This is a genomic window from Tropicimonas sp. IMCC34043, assembly GCF_003390845.1.
Lineage (GTDB): Bacteria > Pseudomonadota > Alphaproteobacteria > Rhodobacterales > Rhodobacteraceae > Tropicimonas.
Map to the genome: position 1 here is coordinate 1 of NZ_QMEK01000010.1, position 22,129 is coordinate 22,129.

Annotated in this window: 19 protein-coding genes; 6 read left to right on the top strand and 13 right to left on the bottom strand. The window is 67.2% G+C overall.

Annotated features, from left to right (window positions below; all coding sequences use genetic code 11):
* Nucleotides 1-1,011 (bottom strand): porin (locus DQG17_RS21140; RefSeq protein ID WP_157973707.1); only part of this gene is annotated, 1,011 nt, incomplete at its 3' end.
* A gap of 231 nt (nucleotides 1,012-1,242) precedes the next feature.
* On the opposite strand from DQG17_RS21140, the gene DQG17_RS21145 reads away from it, so the two are divergent.
* Both DQG17_RS21145 and DQG17_RS21150 read left to right on the top strand, forming a co-directional pair.
* Complete coding sequence (locus DQG17_RS21145) at nucleotides 1,243-2,358, top strand: alpha/beta fold hydrolase (protein ID WP_198666235.1); 1,116 nt, start codon at nucleotides 1,243-1,245, stop codon at nucleotides 2,356-2,358.
* A complete protein-coding gene (locus DQG17_RS21150) occupies nucleotides 2,348-2,953 on the top strand; it encodes a hypothetical protein (protein WP_116135011.1) in 606 nt (201 codons plus the stop codon). The genes DQG17_RS21145 and DQG17_RS21150 overlap by 11 nt, the downstream gene beginning before the upstream one ends.
* A 186-nt stretch (nucleotides 2,954-3,139) precedes the next feature.
* Here the strand turns inward: DQG17_RS21150 and DQG17_RS21155 are convergent, their stop codons facing one another.
* Together DQG17_RS21155 and DQG17_RS21160 are read right to left on the bottom strand one after the other, a co-directional pair.
* Nucleotides 3,140-4,249 carry a ParB N-terminal domain-containing protein gene (locus DQG17_RS21155; protein WP_116135013.1) on the bottom strand — a complete coding sequence of 370 codons (1,110 nt, stop codon included), beginning with the start codon at nucleotides 4,247-4,249 and terminating at the stop codon, nucleotides 3,140-3,142.
* A complete protein-coding gene (locus DQG17_RS21160) occupies nucleotides 4,242-5,666 on the bottom strand; it encodes an AAA family ATPase (RefSeq protein ID WP_116135016.1) in 1,425 nt (474 codons plus the stop codon). Before DQG17_RS21160 ends, DQG17_RS21155 begins: the two co-directional genes overlap by 8 nt.
* A 638-nt stretch (nucleotides 5,667-6,304) precedes the next feature.
* Here DQG17_RS21160 and DQG17_RS21165 point away from each other — a divergent pair.
* The 3 genes from DQG17_RS21165 to DQG17_RS21175 all read left to right on the top strand — a co-directional run bounded on the left by DQG17_RS21165 (nucleotide 6,305) and on the right by DQG17_RS21175 (nucleotide 9,362).
* Nucleotides 6,305-7,483, top strand: a complete 1,179-nt coding sequence (locus DQG17_RS21165) for a replication initiation protein (RefSeq protein ID WP_116135018.1) — start codon at nucleotides 6,305-6,307, stop codon at nucleotides 7,481-7,483.
* 166 nt (nucleotides 7,484-7,649) lie between these two features.
* A complete protein-coding gene (gene nagB, locus DQG17_RS21170) occupies nucleotides 7,650-8,444 on the top strand; it encodes a glucosamine-6-phosphate deaminase (RefSeq protein ID WP_116135020.1) in 795 nt (264 codons plus the stop codon).
* Nucleotides 8,445-8,516: 72 nt separating this feature from the next.
* The gene (locus tag DQG17_RS21175) at nucleotides 8,517-9,362 is read left to right on the top strand and encodes a DeoR/GlpR family DNA-binding transcription regulator (RefSeq protein ID WP_116135022.1); all 846 of its coding nucleotides are present in this window, start codon (nucleotides 8,517-8,519) and stop codon (nucleotides 9,360-9,362) included.
* Between the two features lie 10 nt (nucleotides 9,363-9,372).
* Here the strand turns inward: DQG17_RS21175 and DQG17_RS21180 are convergent, their stop codons facing one another.
* Genes DQG17_RS21180 through DQG17_RS21205 form a run of 6 tightly spaced genes read right to left on the bottom strand, consistent with a single transcriptional unit; the run spans nucleotide 9,373 to nucleotide 17,109 of the window.
* A complete protein-coding gene (locus tag DQG17_RS21180; RefSeq protein ID WP_116135024.1) occupies nucleotides 9,373-10,470 on the bottom strand; it encodes an N-acetylglucosamine-6-phosphate deacetylase in 1,098 nt (365 codons plus the stop codon).
* Nucleotides 10,467-11,741, bottom strand: a complete 1,275-nt coding sequence (locus DQG17_RS21185; protein ID WP_116135026.1) for a class II D-tagatose-bisphosphate aldolase non-catalytic subunit — start codon at nucleotides 11,739-11,741, stop codon at nucleotides 10,467-10,469. Before DQG17_RS21185 ends, DQG17_RS21180 begins: the two co-directional genes overlap by 4 nt.
* Before the next feature lie 3 nt (nucleotides 11,742-11,744).
* Nucleotides 11,745-12,671 (bottom strand): ROK family protein, encoded by a 927-nt coding sequence (locus DQG17_RS21190; protein WP_116135028.1) that lies wholly within the window; start codon nucleotides 12,669-12,671, stop codon nucleotides 11,745-11,747.
* 2 nt (nucleotides 12,672-12,673) lie between these two features.
* Nucleotides 12,674-13,759, bottom strand: a complete 1,086-nt coding sequence (locus DQG17_RS21195) for an SIS domain-containing protein (RefSeq protein ID WP_116135030.1) — start codon at nucleotides 13,757-13,759, stop codon at nucleotides 12,674-12,676.
* A 1-nt stretch (nucleotide 13,760) separates the two neighbouring features.
* On the bottom strand, nucleotides 13,761-15,194 hold the full coding sequence (locus tag DQG17_RS21200) for a M81 family metallopeptidase (RefSeq protein WP_116135033.1): 1,434 nt from the start codon (nucleotides 15,192-15,194) through the stop codon (nucleotides 13,761-13,763).
* A 7-nt stretch (nucleotides 15,195-15,201) separates the two neighbouring features.
* Nucleotides 15,202-17,109 carry a beta-N-acetylhexosaminidase gene (locus DQG17_RS21205; protein WP_116135035.1) on the bottom strand — a complete coding sequence of 636 codons (1,908 nt, stop codon included), beginning with the start codon at nucleotides 17,107-17,109 and terminating at the stop codon, nucleotides 15,202-15,204.
* Between the two features lie 166 nt (nucleotides 17,110-17,275).
* Here DQG17_RS21205 and DQG17_RS21210 point away from each other — a divergent pair, with 166 nt between their 5' ends.
* The gene (locus tag DQG17_RS21210) at nucleotides 17,276-17,770 is read left to right on the top strand and encodes a hypothetical protein (RefSeq protein ID WP_116135037.1); all 495 of its coding nucleotides are present in this window, start codon (nucleotides 17,276-17,278) and stop codon (nucleotides 17,768-17,770) included.
* A gap of 118 nt (nucleotides 17,771-17,888) precedes the next feature.
* On the opposite strand, the gene DQG17_RS21215 is transcribed toward DQG17_RS21210, so the two are convergent.
* The 4 genes from DQG17_RS21215 to DQG17_RS21230 form a co-directional block, all read right to left on the bottom strand.
* Nucleotides 17,889-19,025 carry an ABC transporter ATP-binding protein gene (locus DQG17_RS21215; protein ID WP_116135039.1) on the bottom strand — a complete coding sequence of 379 codons (1,137 nt, stop codon included), beginning with the start codon at nucleotides 19,023-19,025 and terminating at the stop codon, nucleotides 17,889-17,891.
* A gap of 88 nt (nucleotides 19,026-19,113) precedes the next feature.
* Nucleotides 19,114-20,331 (bottom strand): sugar ABC transporter substrate-binding protein, encoded by a 1,218-nt coding sequence (locus DQG17_RS21220; RefSeq protein ID WP_232829534.1) that lies wholly within the window; start codon nucleotides 20,329-20,331, stop codon nucleotides 19,114-19,116.
* Nucleotides 20,332-20,383: 52 nt separating this feature from the next.
* Complete coding sequence (locus DQG17_RS21225; protein WP_116135041.1) at nucleotides 20,384-21,226, bottom strand: carbohydrate ABC transporter permease; 843 nt, start codon at nucleotides 21,224-21,226, stop codon at nucleotides 20,384-20,386.
* Nucleotides 21,223-22,128, bottom strand: a complete 906-nt coding sequence (locus tag DQG17_RS21230) for a carbohydrate ABC transporter permease (RefSeq protein WP_116135043.1) — start codon at nucleotides 22,126-22,128, stop codon at nucleotides 21,223-21,225. The genes DQG17_RS21225 and DQG17_RS21230 overlap by 4 nt, the downstream gene beginning before the upstream one ends.
* Nucleotide 22,129 lies beyond the last annotated feature (1 nt).

Genomic DNA, 22,129 nt, shown 5'->3' on the forward strand with positions numbered 1-22,129 from the left:
GTAGCGGACCCGCTTCTGCCGGCTCAGCCCGTCCAGGTCGTTGCCGAGCCCGAAGATGTTGACGAAGTTCGAGGCGTTCGAGGCATAGTCGTCCAGCGCCGCCTCATAGGCTTCCTCCGTTGCATAGTCCGATTGTTGCGGCACCGAGCTTGGCCTTCGCGGCTGATACTTGAACAACCCGTCCTCGACCGTGGGCAGCATCCCGCCATAGGCAAAGGTCTGGCCCGCCCAGCCCGGCGTCGTGATGCCCGAGATGTCGATCTCGCTGGTCCCGTCCGAGGCCATCCAGCCCTGACCGATAAAGAACGAACCCCAGGCGTTGTTGGCAAATCCCAGCTCCAGCAGACGCAGGTTGAAGGTCTGGTTCATCGCATCCGGCACCACCGGCTGGATCTGGTTGACGTCGAGCGACCCGTTCGTCGGCCATTCGAACTCGAACAGGCTGACCGCCTGCCATTCGTTCAGCGGCGAGCTTTCGCCCACGAAGCGGAACCGCGACGAGGCATTCTCGTTGTCGACGTGGTAGGTATCGCTGTCGATCCCGTCGTTGACATAGTTCAGCGCCCGGTTGATCTGGCCCGAGAAGGTGACCCGCACCCGGTCGTTTCCGGTTGCCATCGCCCCGGTCCTGCGCCCTTCCGGCTGCGCCACGAAAAACGGCTGGCCGTCGATCCCGGGGCTTGGCGCGGTCTGAACGACGGGCTGCGGCAGCTCGTTCGGCGACAGTTCGGCTGCGGCAACATCCCCGGCCAGCGCGGCGTTCACCGCAACCGGGCGCGGCTGCGGTGCCGCCGCCTGCCGGGCGACCGCCTCGACCTTTACGGCCTGCTGCGCCTGCTGGGCCTTCAGCGCCTGCACCTCGGCCATCAGCGCGGCCACCTGCGCCTCCAGATCGGCCAGCCGGTCGGCGTCCTGCGCCGCGACGCCGTGCGGCAAGAGAATGCTCAGGACGGCAAGGATGCTCCCTGCCGCCAGGGCAGCCCCACGGCTGCCCGGCCAATGATGTTTCATGACTGCTCCTCCCGAGACGTGGCGCCCGGTTGTCTGGTTTGCCTCGCGTGTCCCTTTGCCTCGGCTCCTCTCCGATGGACGGCCTTGACGGGCCGCCCCGCATGGGTTCACGTATCTGTGAGGCTATTAATCTATCTCAATTGAGACAAGACTGCGGTCCACGGACCCTGCGCGGATTGCGGAATTTGTGCGTTTCCGGGCACAGTGGCCGGATGGGGGCGGAGGACGAAGATGCCCGATGCACGGATAGGACGCCGCCGCGTCCATTATACGCTCGACGGCCCCGAAGACGCGCCGCTTCTGGCCTTCGTCAACGGTCTGACCCAGTATTCCAACCTTTGGGCCGCCTATTCGACCCATTTCGTCGACCGCGGCCTGCGGGTGCTGCGGTTCGACATGCTGGGCCAGGGCGAGTCCGACAAACCCGCGCTCGGCGGGCGGTTCGAGGATCACTGGCAGACCCTCGATGCGATCCTCGATCATATCGGGGTCGAAAAGGCCTTTGTCGCCGGCATCTCGTTCGGCGGCACGGTCGCGGTGCAGTTCGCCTGCGAACGCCCCGACCGCTGCCTCGGCCTTGTCGCGATGAGCTGCTTTGCCGAACTGCCGCCGCAACTATTCATGATGGGCTCGGGGCTTTACGAGGCGCTGGTGCAGGTCGGCCTGCCCGCGCTGCAGCGGTGGCTGATGCCGATGAACATGTCGGACGACTGGCTGACCGCCAATGCCGAGGCCCTGCCCGAGATGATGCGCCGCGGCTATGCCATCAACGACCTCTACGCGCTGCAAAACCTGATGGAATCCGTCAGTCAATTTCGCCCGATCACCGGTCAGCTCGGGCAGATCCCCTGCCCTACCCTGATCCTGAACGGCGAATACGACTTCTTCACGCCGCGCAAGTGCCACGAGGTGCTGCGCAAGGGCATCGCCAATTCGCGGCTGGTGATCGTCCAGCATGCCTATCACGCCTATACGCTCGAACATCCCGCAGTCACCATGCGCCTGATCGGGACCTTCATCGACCGGGTTCTGGACGGGACATGGACCGGCGATCAGACCGTCTGGGTCGCCGCCGACGATCCGGAGGCGGCCGAGCCGTGGTTCCCCTGCCCCGGCGATCACCTGCGCGCCGTGCCGCTGCCCGCGCCCCCTGCCCCGCCAGCGATCCCGGCACCGGACCCCGCAAGCACCGCCGCCCCGGCGACCGCCGAGCCCGCTACCCGACCGACCCCAAAGACCCCTGCGCCGCGCCGTCGCGCGGCGCCAAAGCCCGCCGCCGCATCCGCGGCCGGCAAGACCCCGAAAAGGACCGCAGCGCGGCCAAAGGGACCGACCGATGTTTCTTGAAGACTACGACCGCATCCGCGCCAGCATCCAGAAGGATGGCTTCACTCCGACGCTGGAAACCCGGATCTCGCTGTTCCTGACCGCCTGCAAGGCCGTCAACCTGCCCTTCCTGTCGCTGTCCTCGTTCGCACCCGCGGGCGGCCCGCTCTGGCAGGCGTCCCATTCGCAGCTGTTTCGCGAAAGCGAGGCGATGGCGCTGCTGATGCGGGTCACCCACTGGTCGATGCTGCCCCTGGTCTATGTGCAGTCGGCCGGCCTGACCGCGCCGATCTATGCCGAATGCCTCGACACCGGCTTTACCGGCTGGCCAGCCTCCTCCGACAGCCTCGGGATCGAGGCGATGGCGCTCGGCCATGCGCTTCTGGCCACTGTGCGGTTGACCCCGATCGTGCCTGCGGGCCAGCTTGCAACGCATCCCTACGCCGTGGCGCTGATGCGGATCGAACAGGAAAATGGCCGCCTGCTGCAGACCCAGATCCGGCGGCTGAAAGACGGCTATGCCGCGGTGCCGATCGAGACCCGGGAAGAGATCATTGCCCGCAAGACCGATGTGGTTAAGGCCGCCTTCGGCCGGTTCCTGCAGTCCCTCGCCTAGGCGGCGGGCGCCGGGCAGCGGTGCCGCGAACGTCGGGCCAGTCAACGCATCGGCTTCGGCACAAGCGCCGGTTTCGCACGACGGGCGGCCCGCATTGGGCCGCCCGTTCTTATTTAACATACTGTATATAAACGATAATTTGTGGCGGTTTCGCGGCGAAACCGGGGGCTGCCCGACCCCGCTGCCTCAGCCCTTGTACTCCAGCCGCCGCCGGATCGCCTCCATCACGTCCTCCAGAAGGTCCGGCGCCAGCGACCGCCCCTCGATGCGGATCAGCGGCCCGCGGCTGTCGATGTCGGCCCGCAGGGTCCAGCCGGTCGACAGGTGCAGCGTCCTCTCGTCCTCCCAGCCGGCCGGTGGCGGCGCGGCCTTGCGCGGCCGCCCGCCGCGGCGGACGTCGCGGGGGGCGCTGTCGGCGTCGGCCATGGCAGCGTCCAGCACCGCCCATTCCTCCTCCGGGCTCGCGCCCTGCCCCCGTTCCATCGCCGCCCTCAGCCGCCGTTCGCCCCCGGCCCGGAGTGCTGTCGCGATCTTCAGCCCCTGGCGCTCGGTCAGGTTCTCGGGGAACCGCAGCAGATCGCCCAGTTCCTCGAACACCTGGGCAAAGGACCGGATCTTCGACCGTTTGGCCTTCGAAGCGCTGGCATAAAGCGTGTCGACCGCCGCCTCGGCATTGACGAAGGCGCCGTTCTGCGCCGCGATCACGGCGATCCGGCCGCGTTCAAAGGGGCTGAGCGTCGATCTGACCTCGTTCTCCTCGACCATGGCCACAAAGGCACCGCCCATCGTATCGGGGTCGCGGACGATCGCCTTGATGGTGTCGAACTTGGTGCCGCCCATCATCTGGCACAGCCGTTCCATGGCCAGGAACCGGCGATAGCCGGACAGCAGACCGAAGCGGCCCTGCCCGGCCGGTTCGGCCAGCGGATAGATCTCGATCGGCAGCCGCAGCCCGTGGGCGGCAATCGAATTGACCAGCTCGTCCATCTCGGATTCGTCCATCACCGTCCGGTCCCGGATCATGCTGTCGGCGACGATCCGGGCCAGCGGAACCTCCTGAATCACCAGCCCCTCGGCCAGCGCCGCCCGCAATGCCGCGGCATCGGCCCGGTCGCGGGCAGCCTCGGTGCGGGCCTCCAGCGGCTGAACCTCGATCATCCCGGCACTTTCGGCCGCCACCTGGGCAATCGGGGCTGTCGGATGCTCGGGCCGGGCCGAGGTTTCGCGGCGAAACTCCTCCTCGATCCGGCTCAGCTCGTCCGCGCTCGGGGTCTCCAACCGTCTCCGCTTAGCCATGGACCTGCGCCTCCGTGTCCTTGGCAGCCTTCGCCGCCGCCTCTGCCAGTTCCATCTGCTGGTCCCGCCACCAGGCCCCCAGCAGCAGGTCCTTCACCTCGGCCCAGGTCCGGTCAAAGGTCTCGCGCCCCCGGACATAGGTCTCGCGGTTGAACTCCCGGTAATCGGCCTCGTAGATGCCGCTGACCTGCTCGCCGGCCTGACCCACCATGGCGGTGAACTCCTGCCGGTAGGTGGTCATGAAATCGCCGAAATAGGCCTGCACCACGTTCGCCAGATCGGTCTGCTGGTTGGCGTCAAAGCGGGTGATCAGCGCCCGGACCGCGTCCCATTCGAATTTGACCTCGGGCATCCCGTCATGGCGGCGGGCGGCGTTCTCGCCATCCTCGATACTGGCGAAGGTCGAATAGAGCATGTCGAAGAACCGCCCCGTCGAGTCGAATTCGAGGAACGAGGCCCCGAGCGGCACCAGCAGGATATCGGCCGCGGCGAGCGCGTTGATCGTCAGGTAGCCGAGCGCCGGCGGGGTATCGAGCAGGACGATGTCGTATTCGTCGAGCAGACCCTCGCCCTGAAGGCAGCCGGTCAGCGCATCCCACAGCTGCCAGGACCGCAGCTGCATCCGCCAGACCGGCACCTGGAATTCGGACCAGTAGAGGTTCAGTTGCGCGCCGATCAGGTCGATATTGGGCCAGTGGGTGGTCTGGATGATGTCGCGGGCGGTGATCTTCAGCGACTCGGTCAGGGTCTCGTCCAGCGGCAGGGCAGGGCGGCCGGCCGCCGCGCGCACCGTGTTCTCGACCTGAACGGCCCTCGCAAAATCCTTGGCGAGCAGCGGGAAGGCGGTCTGCCATTCGTCCTTGACCCGGCCGCCCATGATCGAGGTCATCGACCCCTGGCTGTCGAGGTCGATCACCAGCACCTTGTAGCCGTCAAGTGCCGCCGACATCGCCAGATGGGCGCAGGTCGAGGTCTTGCCGACCCCGCCCTTGAAGTTCGCCACAGCGATCACCTTGGCGGGCAGCCCCTCGGGCCGCCAGGGCCGGTATTCGCGCGAGCTGACCCCCTCGGCCGCGAAGTGATCCCGCAGCCGCAGCACCTCCTCCAGCGTGAACCACTTCGAGTTGCTTTCGCCGGTGCCCTGGGGCAGGTCGGGGTTGGCCTTCAGCACCCGCCGGAAATGCGCCGCCGAGGCCGGGATCAGGTAGCGGCAGATCTCCCAGGTCGAGAACTTTCGCAACCGTTTGCGGCCGTCCGGGGCATAGCCGCGCTTGGCCAGATCGTCCCGGCCCTTGGCGGCGAAAGCGGCGGCTTTTGCGAATCGGGCGGTGTCGATAGGCTGGGAGAGGCGGCTTGCCGCCTCGGCCGGATCGATATTCATGTAGGGGGGAAGAGTAGGCTTGCCTGTGGATGTCATCGTGCCTCGCGTATGTCAGCGTTTTCGCCGTGTATTGCCGAAACTATCGCACATCGCAGTGGGCTTGGGAATCGCCACACGCGACTCCGGCCCGAAATGCCCTGATTTCGCAGCGAAATCTGAATAAGGCGACCACATAGATTGTAGAATCTTTGAGGAACTTTAGAATCTTTGGCGATAGAACGCGTCATGGAATCAATGGCTTAGGATAGTTCAGGTGCCCGGATACAGGATGAAGGGTCTCCGTTCGCAGGAGGAACGGTCTCCGATTCCGGGAAGGGGGGCACCGATTCGCGGGAACAGGGGTCCCAGGCTGCGGTAGGGCCGATATATGGGCGATTTCCTCCTGTATCCGGGTGCCTTTGGGCGAGGTAACGCGGAGATCGCCCCCGTAAACGGGTGCCTTTGGTCGGGGCATCGCGTCATCGAGGGGCGGAAAAGGCGCCAAGGCACCCGTCTACGGGACGCGGAGTTCCGGCGGGCGGACGGGTATCGGCACCCGGAATCGGATTGCCATGGGGAACCTTTGGTGCAATCCTGATCCCGACCCGCAGCGAAGACGGGCATCGAGGCAGTGACAGGGCGGTCCCGGCGGACCGCGTAGACACGGGCGGCACGACCGCCCGAAGGGTAGTGCCATGGACGATATTCCACGAGACCAGCTGACCGGCCCGCTGCGGCGGGTGTCGGTGAAAAAGAGCGTCGGCGCGATCCACATCTCGGGCAAGCTGACGCTGTTGCAGCGCAAGCTGTCGAACGTGCTCCTGCTGAATGCCTATGACACGATGACCAAGGTGGCGAGCCACCAGATCGACGCGCGCACGCTGTGCCTGATGGTGGGCTACAACTCGAACGACATGGACAGCCTGAAGGCGAGCCTGCGCGGTCTGGCCGAGACCGTTGCGGAATGGGACATGCTGGACGAGTCGGGGCGGCAGGAATGGGGGGTGTCCTCGCTGATCTCCTATGCCAAGCTGAAGGGCGGGATCTGCGAATATGCCTATTCCCCGGCGCTGGCGGAAAAGCTGCACGATCCCAAGGTCTTCGCGCTGATCAACCTGAACATCCAGCGGCGGTTCACCTCGGGACATGCGCTGGCGCTGTATGAAAACTGCTATCGCTTCGTGCGGACCGGCAGCACCGGGTGGTGGCCTCTCGATCTGTTCCGGCGGCTGATGGGGGTCGATGGCAGTGCCTATTACGAGACCTTCAAGCATCTCAATTCCAAGGTCATCAAGCCCGCCGTGGCCGAGGTCAACCGGACCTCGAACATCCTGCTGAGTGCCGAGACCCGCAAGCGCGGCCGCGCGGTGACCGACATCCGGTTCCTGATCCGCGAGAACCCGCAGCTTGCCATCCTCGATCTCGACGATGGCGAGGGCGTGCGGCACGGCGCGGTCTATGCCCGGCTGCGCGATCTGGGCGTCAGCGACCGGCTGGCGCGGCAATGGATTGCCGAGCATGGCGAGGAGCATCTGGCGGGCAAGATCGATTATGTCGCCGGGCAGCGCAATGTGCGCAGCCCGGTGCGATACCTGACCGCAGCGCTGCGCGAGGATTTCGGGGCAGGGGAGGGGGAGGCGCCGCAAGCCCCACGCTCGCCGCGTGCCGCCCGTCTGGCCCGGTTGCAGGAACTGGTGGCAGCCCGCAGCCCGACCCAGCGGGATGCCGACCGGCGGCTGTTTCTGGGCCGCATCGAGGAGCCGGCGCGGCGTCAGGATTTCGAGCGCTTCGGCTGGATGTCGGCGCTGAACGCCGAGGCCATCGTGGCGTTCTGGGACGAATTGCAGCCCGGCGCCTTCGAGGATGTCGCCTGAGCCGGGACCCCGGGTGCGGGCGCCTGTTTGCGCAAGGAAGCGCCGCAACTCTGGCACGTGCTGAATCGGATTGCGACAGCGCATCAGAAAGTTCCGCAGACATCAGTTTACCTTTACACAAGCGTTTTAGCATGGTGTATTAGCAATACACAAATTCGGGGACGCCATGCGGATTCTCATCTTTCCCGACCGGGCGCGCGCCGTTCAGGCAGCCGTTATCCGTGTCGTCCGGCAGGTGCAGGACAAGCCGGAGGCGACGCTCGGTCTGGCCACCGGCGGGACCATGGAAGACGTCTATCGCGGCCTGATCGACCTGCACCGGCAGGGCGCGGTCAGCTTTGCCCGGGCGAGCAGCTTCAATCTGGACGAATATATCGGGATCCCGGCCTCGCATCCGCAATCCTATGGCTTCTACATGCGCGAGCGGCTGTTCTCGCAGGTCGACTTTGCCGCCGGCGCGACCCGTCTGCCCGACGGTGCCAGCGCCGATCCGGCGGCGGCGGCAGAGGCCTATGAGGCCGAGATTGCGCGGCTTGGGCCGATCGACCTGCAATTGCTGGGGCTGGGGCAGAACGGGCATATCGGGTTCAACGAGCCGTCAAGCTCGCTGTCCTCGCGCACCCGGGTCAAGACGCTGACCGCCAGCACGGTCGAGGCCAACAGCCGGTTCTTTGCCCCCGGAGAGGCGCAGCCGATGCGGGCGATCACCATGGGGATCGCCACGATCCTCGATGCGCGGCGCCTGCTGTTGCTCGCCACGGGCGAGGCCAAGGCCGAGGCGACTGCGCAACTGATCGAAGGGGCGGTCAGTGCGATGTGGCCCTGCACCGCGCTGCAGATGCACCGCGATGTCACCGTCATTCTGGACGAGGCGGCGGCGGGGTTGCTGAAGATGCGGGATTACTATGGCTGGGTCGCCGAACAGGAGGGCGCGATGCACATCGGCCTTGCGGCGGGCTGACATCCCGGTTGAGTTGTTCTTGCCGGCGGTTGCATCTAGATTAAACCGGACCCAAGGGAAGGAAGGCGCGCCATGAACGAGCAGGAAGCAGCTGCGGCCAATCTGTTCGAGGCGGTGCGCGAGAGCCTGCCGGCGCTCAGCCCCAAGATGAAGGCGATTGCGGAATATGCGCTGGGGCAGCCGCAGGATTTCATTCGCCGCACCAGCAAGGACCTGTGTCAGGTGCTGGAGACCAGCGAACCGACGCTGATCCGGTTCTGCAAGAGCTATGGCAAGTCGGGGCTGGCCGAGTTTCGCATCGACCTGGCGCTGTCGCTGGTTGCCGAACAGCGGGAAGTGGGACGGATCGAGCCGCAGCATTCCGACCGGCGCAAGACCAATTCAGCGCGCAAGGCCGCGATTGCGCGGGCCGCGGTTACGCTGATCGAGGGCGAGAGCGCGTTGTTGCTCGACAACGGATCGACCGCCGAGAGCTTTGCACTGGAACTGGGATCGGTGGCGCCGCTGACGGTGATGACAAGCGGGCTGCTGGTGGCGCAGGCGGCGCTGATGCACGACCGGCACAATGTGATCGTCACCGGCGGCACGGTCCGGCGGGCCTCGATGTGCATGACCGGCCGACTGGTGCAGGAGGCGGTGCGGGGGATGCAGTTCGACACCTTCCTGATGGGCGCCGACAGCATCTCGGCCGACCGCGGGATCTCGACCTTCCTCGAGGACGAGGCGGGAAACACCCGGATATTGATGCAGGCGGCGCGGCGGACCGTGGTTCTGGCCGACGGATCGAAGTTCGACAAGCCGTCGCTGCACCGGATCTGCGCCGTCGATGCCGTCGACATGATCGTGACCGATCTGGCCGAAGACGACCCGGCGGTGGCGCGGTTCCGGGCCGCGGGGGCAAAGCTGCTGCTGGTCTGAGGCGCGGGCGTCAGGGCAGGGGCATCGGGCGATAGTCGGCGTCGAGCGCAAGGCATTCGGCGCGGGACCGGCCCGGGGCCAGTTGCGGCGGGTCGAGCCGCATCGCGTGGTGGGGCACGTCGGTTGCCATCGCCACCGCCTCGGCCGGGTCGAGGCCCGCGTGGACGATCAGGTTGCGCAGGCTTTCCACCATGTCGATATGGGCGCCGGCAAGCGAGCCCGCGGCATTGACCAGCGTGCCGTCCCGAACCTCGATCCGTTCGCCATAAAGCTCGAAATGGTCGGGGCCGCCGATGGTCGACATGGCGTCGGACACCACGAACATGCGGCGGGGCAGGGGCCGGGCGCGGATGGCAAGGGCGAGCATGTCCCAATGGACGTGATGGCCGTCGGCGATGAAGCCCACATAGGCGTCGGAATTGATCGCGGCGGCAATGACACCGGGCGCGCGCGACTGCATCTGCGGCATGGCATTGTAGAGGTGGGTGAAACAGTGGACGCCGGCCTTGAGGCCCGCACGGGCCTGATCGGCCGTCGCGTCGGTGTGACCGGCCGAAACGACGACACCCATCTGGGCGATCCGGGTGATTATGTCGGCCGCCACCCGTTCGGGGGCGAGCGTCAGCATCACCGGGATGTCTGCCCTGCGCAGGCGCGACAGGATCGCGATTGTCTCGGGGTCGAAGTCGCGGATCTGGGCGAGGTTGTGGGTGCCCTTGCGGGCGGGGTTGAGGTAGGGCCCCTCGAAATGCAGGCCGAGCAGGCCGGGCATCCCCCAGGCGGCGATCACGGCATCGGCCGCCTGATCCATCTGCTCGAGTGTCGTCGTGATCAGCGTCGGCAGCACCCAGCCGGTGCCGCGGGCGCGTTGCGCGGCGACGATGGTGGCAAGTCCCTCGACCGTGGGTTCGGAATTGAGCATGACCCCGCCCGAGCCGTTGACCTGCAGATCGGTGCAGGCCGGCATCAGGATATGGGGGCGGGCGCCGGGCCGGTCGTCGGGCCGGGCCGGGCGCAGGGCAGTGATGCCCTCCGCCCCCATTTCGACGGCATATCCTTGGCGGAGCGCGCCGTCGTGCCAGATCAGCTCGGGCAGGATCAGGGTCATTTCAGAACGTCCAGATAGGGCGCGAAGGCCGCCTCGATATTGGCGTGGATCAGCGCCGCCGAGCGCGACAGCCCGCAGGTGCGCAGGGCATCGGCGCGGGTCAGCACGCAGGCCGGGAAATACTGTGCCAGCATCGGCAGCAACAGGGTCTGTGCGTCGATCCGTTTGCGCAGGGACGCAACGGCGCTTTGCGCCTCGGGCTGCGCCCAGTAATAGCGGATGCGGTCGGCATAGCCGAAGTGGCGCAGGCGGAACTGTTCGCCCGCATTGCCGTGGTAATGGCCCTGCCAGGACGAGGGATCGGCCTGCATCAGCCGCTCCATGACCTCGGACAGGTGCGGCGCGTCCGAGCCGAGCCAGCGGTCGATATGCGACAGCGCATAAAGCGCCTCGCGCAGGGCAAATGTCAGCGCCGGGCCGACCTTGAGCACCGCGAAATGCCGCCGGGCGAGATCGGGATAGACCCTGGCGGCCTGATAATCGGTCGAATGCGCTTCGAACGCGATGCCGGGGTGGGCGCCAAGCGCGGGCCACAGCAGATCGGGCAGGCGGATGTCGAAGGCGTGGACATGGGCCGGGGCGAACTCGAGTCCCGGCTGCACCACCAGTCCGTGGACCCGGCCCCAGGCCGCGGTCAGCCCGCGGTCGAGAAAGGCGTTGCGGGTGACCTGCAGCGTGTGCGCGGCGTCGAGCGGATCGGTCGGCACCACGTGGTCCTCGTCGGTCCTTGCGCCGCCCGGCGGCGGAACCTCGGTGCCGACGACATAGCAGATCCGTTCGGGATCGGGTGCGGCCTTTTCGGCAACCTCGGCCAGATCGGCGGCGCGGGCGGCGGCAAGCCCGTCGCCAAGCTGTGCCGGCTCACCGGCGCAGCCTTCGGAGCAGTCGAGGTGGATCTTGGTGAAGCCCGCCTGGACATAGGCCGCGATCATCGCGCGCGCCTTTTCCATCGCCTCTTCCGCCGGGGCGCTGCGCCAGGCCTGCGGCCCCAGATGGTCGCCGCCGAAGGTGATCGCCTCGGCCGGGTAGCCGACCTGACCGGCAATACCGCGGGCGAAGTCGATGAAATCGGCCGGTGTCATGCCGGTGTAGCCACCGAACTGGTTGACCTGATTCGACGTCGCCTCGACCATGATCGGCGCGCCGCGGTCGGCGGCCAGACGCAGACAGGCTGCAAGAACGTCAGGGTGGGCCGAGCAGACCGAGCCGAAGGCAAAGCCTTCGCCTGCAAGGTTGCGGGCGACTCCGGTCGCGAAATCGACCTGTGTCATCGTTTATCTCCTTTCGGCGAGCGCCAGCAGCCCCATGCCGCGGGCACCCGAACTGTCGCCATGCTGGGCGACACGCAGGGCGGGTGGCCTGAGCGCGCCAAGCTGGCGCGCCGCCAGGACCGGCATCAGTCGCTCGGTCAGCCGCGGCACCGTCGATGCGCCTCCGCCGAGGACGATGCAATCGGGATCGAGTGTCAACTGAAGCGTCAGTAGACATTCGGCAACAAGGTCGAGCCAGGCGGCCAGAACCTTGCCGGACGCGGCCTCGCCCGCATCGGCGCGGGTCACGACCTCGGCGCCGTCAAGACGGGTGCCGGTGAGGAATTCGGAGAGGCGGGACAGGCCGGAACCGGCCATGTAGCGTTCCATGCAGCCAAGCTTGCCGCAGCCGCATTGCCAGAGCGGCAGGCCATATGGGGCAAGCGCACGGGCCGGCATCCCGACATGGCCGATCTCGAGGATCGGGCCGACCGTGCGTTCGGGGATCTTGCCGTTGACGCAAAGCCCGGCGCCGACGCCGGTGCCGAGCACAAGGCCCACGACCTGTTCAAAACCTGTGCCCGCGCCGCCGTTGACCTCGGAATAGGCCAGCGCCATGCAGTCGTTGGCAATCGGAAAGCTGCGGCCAAGCCGTTCGGTCAGCGCGCCGCCAAGGTTGCGCCCCGAGACCGGGACGTTCGAGGCAAAGCATTCGCCGGTCAGCTTGTCGATCAGGCCGGGGATGCAGATGCCGATCGGCAGCTCGGGGTCCTGCGCCGTCGTCTGCAGCCATTCGATCTGCTGGGCGAGGCCCTCGACAAAGGGTTCGAATGCCTCGACCGGGGTCGGGGTGCGGCGCATGGTGAGCGTTTCCATCGCCGGGCCGAAAAGCCGCGCCTCGATCTTGGTGCCGCCAAGGTCGATGGCGCCGCAGGGGATGTCGCGCGCCATGCTCAGACCTCGGTGTAGTCGTAAAGGGTGACGCCTGTCACCACGCGCGACAGGCTGCCCTGTCCGGCGAAGGGATCGTCGATGTTCAGCCCCAGTTCCGCCGACCACATCACCGCCCAGACCTGTGCCGCAAGGACATAAAGCACCGCGTCCCATGCGGCGTCGCCGGAGAGCGGCAGCGGGATGTCGCAGCCCGTCGCGCCGATGGTGGTGACCGTGGCGTCGGGGTACTGGCGGCGGATTTCCTCGGCCACGTCGCGGTCGTACCGCGCGGTTCGGGGATCGGGGTGGATCATCACGACGACATGGGTCGCGGGGCCAATCGCCGCCTTGGGGCCGTGGCGAAAGCCGAGGGTCGAGTCCCACTGCGTCACGGTGCGGCCCGCGGTCAGTTCCAGCACCTTCAGCGCGCATTCGCGGGCGATGCCCTTGAGCACACCCGAGCCGAGGAAGATCGCGCGGTCGGGCCGCGCGGGACGGGTGGTGGCAAGCCCGGCCAGAACGGTCTCTGCGGCGCCTGCAAGGGCTGTCAGCCGCGCGGCGCTGCCGGTGCCGCCGGTCAGAACCGCAAGCGCCGACAACAGCATGGTCGAAAAGCTCGACGTCATGGCAAAGCCCGCGTCATGGGTCGCCTCGGGCAGGGAAAGGACGTGACGCTGGCCGGGACCGGGGGCGGGGCGGGTCGCCAGCGCGCCATCGGGGTTGCAGGTGATGTTGAGCTGGTGGACTTGCGGCGCCCGGGCGTCGAGCAGGTCCATGGTGCCGACGCTTTCCGAGCTGTTGCCCGAGCGGCCGAACTGCACCAGCAGCAGGTCGTCGGGCATCGGCAGGTAATCCTGCGGGGCAGCAACAAGATCGGTCGTGGGCACCGCGCGCAGATCGAGGCTCGGGTGGCTGCGGGGGCTGAGCGTGTCGCCGATGAAGGCCGAGGTGCCGGCGCCGCAGAACCAGACCCGGGCAATGCCCGCGGCGCGGATCTGGCCCGACAGGTCGGTTGCCCGGGCTTCCAGCGGACCCGCCCAGGCGCGCCAGATGGCGGGCTGGCTCTGGATTTCGGCCCAGGTGCGGCAGTCGTGGGAGAAGCTCATGTCAGGGATCCTTTCGCGAGGCGCGGGCCGAGAGGCGGGGCAGGGGGCTCCAACCGAAATCCTGCTGGAACGGGTAGCTGGGCGCGGGACGGTGGCGGTTCGACAGCGCCGCCATGTCCTGATTCACCGCGCCGTCGGTCAGCGCCATCAGCGCCGGGGCGGCCAGCGGCGCAAGATCGGGCGAGAGATAGCCGGACTTGACGACGATCAGCCGTTCGGTGGCGGGCTCGATGCCGAAACGGCGGAAATCGGCGAGGTCGTGGAACGGCCGGCGGCGCGCGGTCAGGATCACGCGCAGGCCCTCGAAATCAACAAGCACCTCGAGCAGGCGGCCGTCGCCAAGGATCTGCAGCACCGTTGCCGCCCCCGACACCCGGGGGCAGGGCGAGCCGAGGCTGCCGCCGATGGTCAGCGCAAGCGTGGCGCCCGTGCCCGCTGCGGCGGCGGCCTGCGCGGCGGGGGCATCGGCGATGCCCGCGAACACCGCCCCGCGCATTCCGCGCGCCCGCATCAATGCCAGCACATCGGCACGGTCGCCCACGCCACCCCCGGTCGGGTTGTCGCCGCTGTCGGCAAGGATCGCCGGGCCGGTCGTGGCGGCGGCGGCAAGATCGAGGCAATGGGCGAGCGGGCCGGTCGTGACGCCGAAATCGAACTGTGCGCGGGCGTCCCAATAGGATTGGCCAAGGCGGCTGCAGGAGGCGAGCACGGCGGCGGGGTCGGTGCCCGTCACCACCGCCGCGGCGGTGGCGCGGGGCGTGTCGGCCCAGACATAGCCCACCAGCAGGTTGGCGTCGCTGACCCCGGGGCGGGTATCCTCGGCCGGCAGCCGGGCATAGAGTTCGCGCGCCGGGCTGTCCTCGGTCGAGCTGCGCTCGCCCGGCATCAGCACCGGCACCGGGCACCAGCCGACCATCGGGCGCGACCCGCCGTTCAGGTGGCCGAGCAGCATGGTCAGCGCCCGGTTGCGGGTCTCGGTCACGTCGATATGGGGCGCGGTGCGGAAGGCGGCGAAGATGTCGATGGCATCGACGATCCGCTGGGTGAGGTTGCCGTGCAGGTCATAGCTGACCGCAATCGGCAGATCGGGGCCGACCAGATCGCGTACCGCGCCGATCCAGTCGCCCTCGGCATCCTCCATCCCCGCGACATGGATCGCGCCGTGCATCACCAGCAGAACGCCATCGACCGGCAGGGCGGCGGCAAGGCGGGCCAGAAAATCGCCGCGGAAGGCGGCCCAGGTCTCGGCCGCGACCGGCCCGCCGGGGACCGAGCGGGCGTGGAACAGCGGCGCGACATCGACCTCGGGCGGGAGCGCAAGCCGAAGCTCGGCCGCAAGGCCCGCGCCTTCGGCAACGGTGAAATCCTCGGCCGTCTGGATCAGCGGCGAATAGGTCGAACATTCGGTGTGGATGCCGCCGAGGGCGATGCGCATGGGGGCCTCAGAGCTGTGGCATGTAACGGGTGAGGGCGGCGAACCGTTGCCAGTCACGCGCCGGTTGCGGGGTCCATCCGGCCTCGGCCACGGCATAGAGCCGGGGGAAGACCATGTGGTTGAAGACCTCGGGCGTCAGGATGTGTTCGCACCAGATGCAGGCCTGAACGCCCGCAAGGGCGCCGCGCTCGGCTTCGGCCAGACCGCCTTCGGGATCGAAGGCATAGCAGCGTTCGGGCGTCACGGTCCCGGCCCAGGAGGCCCCGGGTTCCTCCCATCCGTCGGCCTGAACCATGTCGAGGTAATAGGCCTGCCCGGGGCTGGCGACGACCTGGTAGCCAAGCTCGGTCAGCCCGCGCACGAGTTCGGGTTTCTGCCAGGCGATCAGCAGCGTGCCGGACTGGTCGACCCCGCCGCCATGGGCGACCTCGTCCCAGCCCGCCAGTTCGCGCCCGAGGCCGCGCAGGATCCGCTGCACCCGGCGCAGGAAATGCGACTGGATCTGCGCCGTGCCCTGCAGCCCCTCGCGCTGCATCAAGACCTGCACCCTGGGCGAGCGCAGCCAGGCGCCGTCGGGCACCTCGTCGGCGCCGACATGGATCCACCTTGCCGGGAACAGGTCCGCGACCTCGGCCATGACGGTCTCGATGAACTTATAGGTCTCGGGGATGCCGGGGTTCAGCGCGTTGTTGGGAAAACCCTGAACCGAGCGATAGCTGTCGGCGGGTTCGTCCGGATCGGCAAGGTGGGGCAGGGCGGCCAGAACCGCGGTTGCGTGGCCGGGGATGTCGATTTCGGGGATGACCTCGATCCCCAGACCCGCGGCATGGGCGACAACCGCGCGGATCTGGTCCTTGGTGTAATGCCCGGCATAGGGGCGGTCGATATGGCCAAGCTGACCCACGAGGGCACAGCCGGGGCCGCGTACTGCGCCGATGTCGGTCAGTTCGGGATAGGCGTCGATCTCGATCCGCCAGCCCTCGTCATCGGTCAGGTGCCACTGGAACCGGTTCATCCGTGCCCAGGCCATGCAGTCGAGCAGGCGCCGCACCTGATCCACGGTCCAGAAGTGGCGCGACACATCGAGATGGGCGGCGCGATAGCCAAAGCGGGGCGCGTCCGCGATGTGGCCCGCGACGGGAAAGCGGAACAGATCGGGTGCCGCGAAGGCCGCATGGGCGATCTGGGCCAGAGCTATGAGGCCATGGAGCCGGCCTGCCGTGTCGGCAAAGCCGAGCGTGACCTCGGCGCCGTCGAAGTCGAGGCTGAAGGCTTCGGGCTCGATCCGGTCGGTGCGGGTGAAGCGGATGCGCGTCGCCGCCGTATCGAGGCGCAGCGGGTTGGTATGATCGGGGAACAACCGCCCGTGCAGGGCGGCGACATTGGCCAGTGCTGCGCGGTCATCGGGGTCGGTGTCGTCGGCCGGTGCCAGATGCGTGGTCGGGCCCCAGGCCGCGATCGCGGCCTCTGCCGGCCATGGCTGCAGGAACAGCGGCAGATCGGGGGGCGCGTCGGGCAGGGTCTTGCGGGCGCCAGTGCCGGTTTCTCCGTCGCGGGCCAGATCGCCGACGCTGACCGGCAGGGCCTGACCGTTCAGGTGCAGAACCGCCGATTTCGGCCCGTCGCAGCGGTGCTTCGGGATATGCAGCGCCACCCCGGTAAAGCCGAAATGCCAGATGCCGCCGGGCGGCACGCTCATCCCCTCGGGCATGGCGAATTCGTGATAGCTGGCGGTGCGCAGGCTCAGGTCGGCGCCGCGCAGCACCGCGTCGTCGGCAATCCGGGTCTGGGCGGAGAAACCAAGCCGCGCCCCGGCAAGCGGCCGGTCCGACAGGTTGTGCAGCGTCATCTCAAGGCCCGTGTCTTCGCGCGTGGCGGCGGCGTTGAACCGGGTCTCCAGCCGGAAATGGCACATGGGCGGGGTCCTCAGCAGGCGGCTTGGCATGGGTCTGCGGCAGGCGCGCCGCACGGCGTTTGCTAGTGTAACTTAATCACGAGTTAGCATAGCTAACAACATCGAATTGACGGGTTCAGCCAAACCTGCTCTGCTTGCGCCGAATACCGGAACAGGACAGGCCAGCATGACCGCGACCCCCACCAATCCCTTTGCCGCCGATCCCGACCGAGATCCCGACCGGGCCGCGATCTGGGAGATGCTGGTGACCCGCGACATCGCGGCCTTCCTGGCGGCCGACTGGGCAATGGTCGCGGAGGATTTCCTGGCCACCGAGTTCTTCGGGATCGACGCCGGGCGGCACCCCGATCCGGCGCAATGGCGGCTCGGCTTCGCGGATCTCGCCAGCTATCGCGACGAATGGCTGCGGCAGGCGGCGGCCGGGCAGGTCACGGCCTATGCCGAGGACCGCGGGGCCGCAATCCACCGCGCCACGCGGCTTGAGGCCATCGAGATTGCGGGCGACCGGGCACTGGCGCGCAAGTGCTTCATGGGCCGGATCGCTCTGGCGAGTGGCGGCGCGGAACGGATGGAATGGCAGACGCTCTATCATTGCCGGAATGTTGGCGGTGTCTGGAAGATCTGCGGCTTCATCGGGTATCTGCCGAACCCCATGAGGTAGGTGCCCCGGGTGACCGGGCAGGGCCGTTGGCGCACCCGCCGCGCCGCAGGCGCGGCCCGGCCCAACGCGCGGCGACGCGTCAGCGGCGCCGAGGGGCGGGAGCGCCCCCCGGGCGGGTTCAGGCGGCCCCGGCTGTCAGCAGCGAGGGGTCGATCTCGGTCAGCGGGATGCGGCGTTCGAAGGCGAGGCCGTCCTTGTCGAACAGGTGGCAATCGATGGCATCGAAACCGTGCCCGAGGCTGCGACCGATCTTGGCCGGGACGGTGCCTGCCAGCACGGCGATAAAGGCGACGTCGCTGCCGGGGACCGTGGCATGGGTCACGGTGTGGATCCCCAGCCGTTCGATCACCGCCGGCACGAGGTCGAGCACCACCTCGCCCGCGCCGAACCGGACATGTTCGGGCCGGATGCCGAGCGTCAGCTGCGTGCCCGCCAGACCCGGCCGCGCGACGACCGGCAGCCGCAGTTCGGTGCCGTCCGGCAGCGTCACGCTCGCCCCGGTCTCGTCGCTGTCGGTGCAGGTGACGGGAATGAAGTTCATGCGCGGGTTGCCGATGAAGCCCGCGACAAACAGGTTCTTCGGCTTGTGGTAGAGTTCGAGCGGCGTGCCGCACTGGCTGACCACGCCGCCGTCGAGCACCACGATGCGGTCGGCCATGGTCATCGCCTCGACCTGGTCGTGGGTGACATAGACCATGGTGGCATCAAGCTCGCGGTGCAGCTTTGACAGCTCGACCCGCATTTCGGCCCTGAGCGCCGCGTCGAGGTTCGACAGCGGTTCGTCGAACAGGAACACCTGCGGCTCGCGCACGATGGCGCGGCCGATGGCGACGCGCTGGCGCTGGCCGCCCGACAGCTGGCCGGGCTTGTGTTTCAGCCGCTCGTCGAGCTTGAGGATGCCCGAGGCGCGGCGCACCCGGGTTTCGACGTCGTCCTTGCTCATCCGTTCGACCCGCAGCGGGAAGGCGATGTTCTCGTAGACCGACATGTGCGGGTAAAGCGCATAGGACTGGAACACCATCGAGATGCCGCGCTTGGCAGGTTCGAGGTCGTTCACGACCTTGTTGTCGATGCTTATGGTACCGGACGAAATTTCCTCAAGCCCGGCGATCATCCGCAGCAATGTGGACTTGCCGCAGCCCGAGGGGCCGACGAAGACGATGAATTCGCCATGGGCAATGTCGAGGGAGACCCCCTTGATCACCTCGGTCTGGCCATAATTTTTGCGGACGTCGTCCATGCTTAGCTGGCCCATGGGTCGATACTCTCTCCGTGCGCTGGTGTTGGGGTGAAGGGTGGCCGCCGCCGGACGCCTTTTGGCGCCGGCGGCGGCCGTCTGGTTCCTACTGGACCGATTGAAGCTCGTCGGCCGCGACCTCGACTGCCTCGGCCGGATCGACCTCGCCCAGAACCACGCTCTGGATCGCTTCGTTGATGATGTCCTGCAGCGCGACATAGTCGGTCACGAAGGGCTCGGGTCCGCCATCCGGGATGGCCTGCAGGAACGGTGCCCAGGTCGGGTTCTGTTCGATCAGCGCGTCGGTTTCGGGGCCGGTGCGGATCGGGGTCCAGCCTTCGGCAAGGTCGAAGGGCATCTGGTGTTCGGGGCTGGTGAGCCATTTGGCAAGCGACAGCGCCTGCTCTTCGACGCCCGAGCCCTTGAAGACCGCGAGGCTGTCGGTGATCAGCAGCGTGCCGCTTTCGCCCGACGGACCGTGCGGGATGCGGGCGACGCCCCAGTTGACCCCCTCGGGCAGTTGAACGCGCTCCCACGGGCCCGAGACCATCATGCCGATCTGGCCTTCGGCGAACAGCGGGCGCAGCTTGGCGCGGTCATAGGCGACCGGCCCCGGTTCGGCATAGGGCACCAGATCGGCGATGAACTGCATGGTTTCGACATTCTGCGGGCTGTTGAAGACGATGTTGCCGTCGTCATCGACGACCGCCCCGCCGTTCGAATAGATCCAGTTCAGGAACTGGTGCATCGTGTTGTCGAACGAGGCGGCGGCCAGCCCGACGCCGGCGGAATCGGTATTTTCGGTGATGGTCTTGGCGTCTTCCAGCATCTCGGCCCAGGTCGTGGGCGGCGTTTCCGGGTCGAGCCCGGCGGCCTCGAACACGTCCTTGTTCCAGTAGAGCGCCTTGGTCGAGAAGGCGCGCGGCAGGCCCCATTGCTGACCGTTCCAGGTGATGGTGCCAAGGACCGGGGCGGCATAGGTCGCCTTTTCCGCGTCGGTCAGGTTCATCGGCAGGATCAGGTCGTTCAGCGCCAGCTGCTTGAGCGTCCGCGAACCCATGTAGGACAGCGCGGGCGGGTTGCCGGCGGCGGCAAGCGTGGTCGATTTCTCCTGGCACTGGCCCCAGGGCACGAATTCGACCGCCACCTTGTAGCCGGGGTTGTTTGCCTCCCATTCGGCGATCTGGGCGGCCTGCACCGGCACGCCGGGGGTGCCGTCGTCGCCGCAGACGATCATGCTGAGCGTCGTGTCGGCCATCGCGGTTCCGGCGGCGGTCGAGGCGAGCAGCAGCGCACCGAGGGTGATGGATAGGTTCTGTTTCACGCGGAGTCTCCCTGTTGAGGATTCTGGGTGGTTGGTCGTTTCTTCTTTGTCGTTATTCCTTGACCGCGCCGGCGGTCAGGCCGGCGACGATGTATTTCTGCAAGAACACATAGACGAGCAGCACCGGCAGGATGCCGACGAGGCTGGCGGCCATGAGTTCGTTCCACAACACGACCTCGCGGCCCTGGAACTGGTAGAGGCCGACCGGCAGCGGGTTGAGCTCGTTCACCGAATTGAAGGTCAGGGCATAGATGAACTGCTGCGCATAGGCGGTGATGAAGGTGGCGATGGCCACGACCATGATGCCCGGCAGCGCGACGGGCATGATGACCCGCACCAGGGTATAGATCCGCCCGGCGCCATCTACCCGCGCTGCCTCCTCCAGCTCTTTCGGGATCTTCAGCAGGTAGGAGCGCAGCAGCCAGATGCCGGTCGGGATGACAAAGGCCGTGCCCGGCGCGATCATCGCGAAATAGGTGTTCAGCAGGCCAAGCTGCAGCATCACCTTGTAAAGCGGGATGATCAGCACCGCGCCCGAGACCATGTTGACGGCAAGGAAGGCGCCCAGCAGCACGTTCTTGCCGACGAAAGCAAAGCGCGAGAAGGCATAGGCGGCCGGGACGATCGCGATCAGCCCGAGGATCGTCACGGTCGTCGCGATGAAGAACGAGTTCAGCATGTAGCGCCACAAGAGCGGCACCGAACTCCACATCGTGACATAGGCCTTGAAGCTCATGTCCTCGGTGATGAAGCGATAGGGGATCGACATCAGCCGGTCGAGCGGCCGCATCGACACCAGGAATGCCTCGAGGAAGGGCGCCAGGATGAAGCACAGGAACATCGCGATCCCGGCATAGATCAGCACGTATTCCCACCAGCGATAGCGGTTGATCATCTGATGTCTCCCCGGCTGGAAAGCTTGCGGATCATCGCGAAATAGACAAGCGAGAAGGCCGACAGGAACAGCACGATCATCACCGCGCGGGCCGCGCCCTCGCCATAGCGGAAGCGCGAGATCGCAGTCTTGTAGGTGTCGATGATCATCGTCGTGGTCGCGCTGCGCGGCCCGCCCTCGGTCAGGATCCAGATGATGTCGAAGGAATTGAAGGTCCAGATCGCCGAGAGCAGCGACATGGTCGCGACCGCGGGGGCAATCAGCGGCAGGGTAATGCGGCGGAAGCGGTAGAAGCGCGAGGCGCCGTCGGTCCAGGCGGCCTCGTAGAGGTCGGTCGAGACGCTTTGCATTGCGGCCAGGAAATAGACCGTCACCAGTGGCGTGCCGATCCAGACGTCGGTGACCACCGTCGACAGGAACGCCGCCTGCTTGTAGGCCAGAAACTCGAAGGGTTGCGAGATCAGCCCGATCCGCTGCGCCATCCCCGAGATCATCCCGAACTGGCCATTGTACATCCAGCCCCAGATGAACACGCCAACCGCCATCGGAATGATCCAGGGCGGCATCACAAGCAGCCGCACGAGCGTGCGCCCGGGCACGGCAGCGTTCAGAAGCACCGCGCCAATCAGGCCGAGCACGATCTTCAGCGCAACCGAGAGCGACATCCACAGGAAGGTCCGCGCGATCACGTCGGGGAAGCGACGTTCGAACATCGTCCTGTAGTTGTCGAAGCCGACATAGTTGGTGACCGGGTTCATCGAGGCGTCGGTGAACGACAGCCGGAACGTCTCGACCAGCGGCCAGGCCACGATGACCAGCGTCGTCAGCAGCGCCGGGAGCAGCAACAGATAGGGAAACCAGTCGGTCGGTTTTCTGGCGGGCCTGGCGATCGTCGCGGCCATG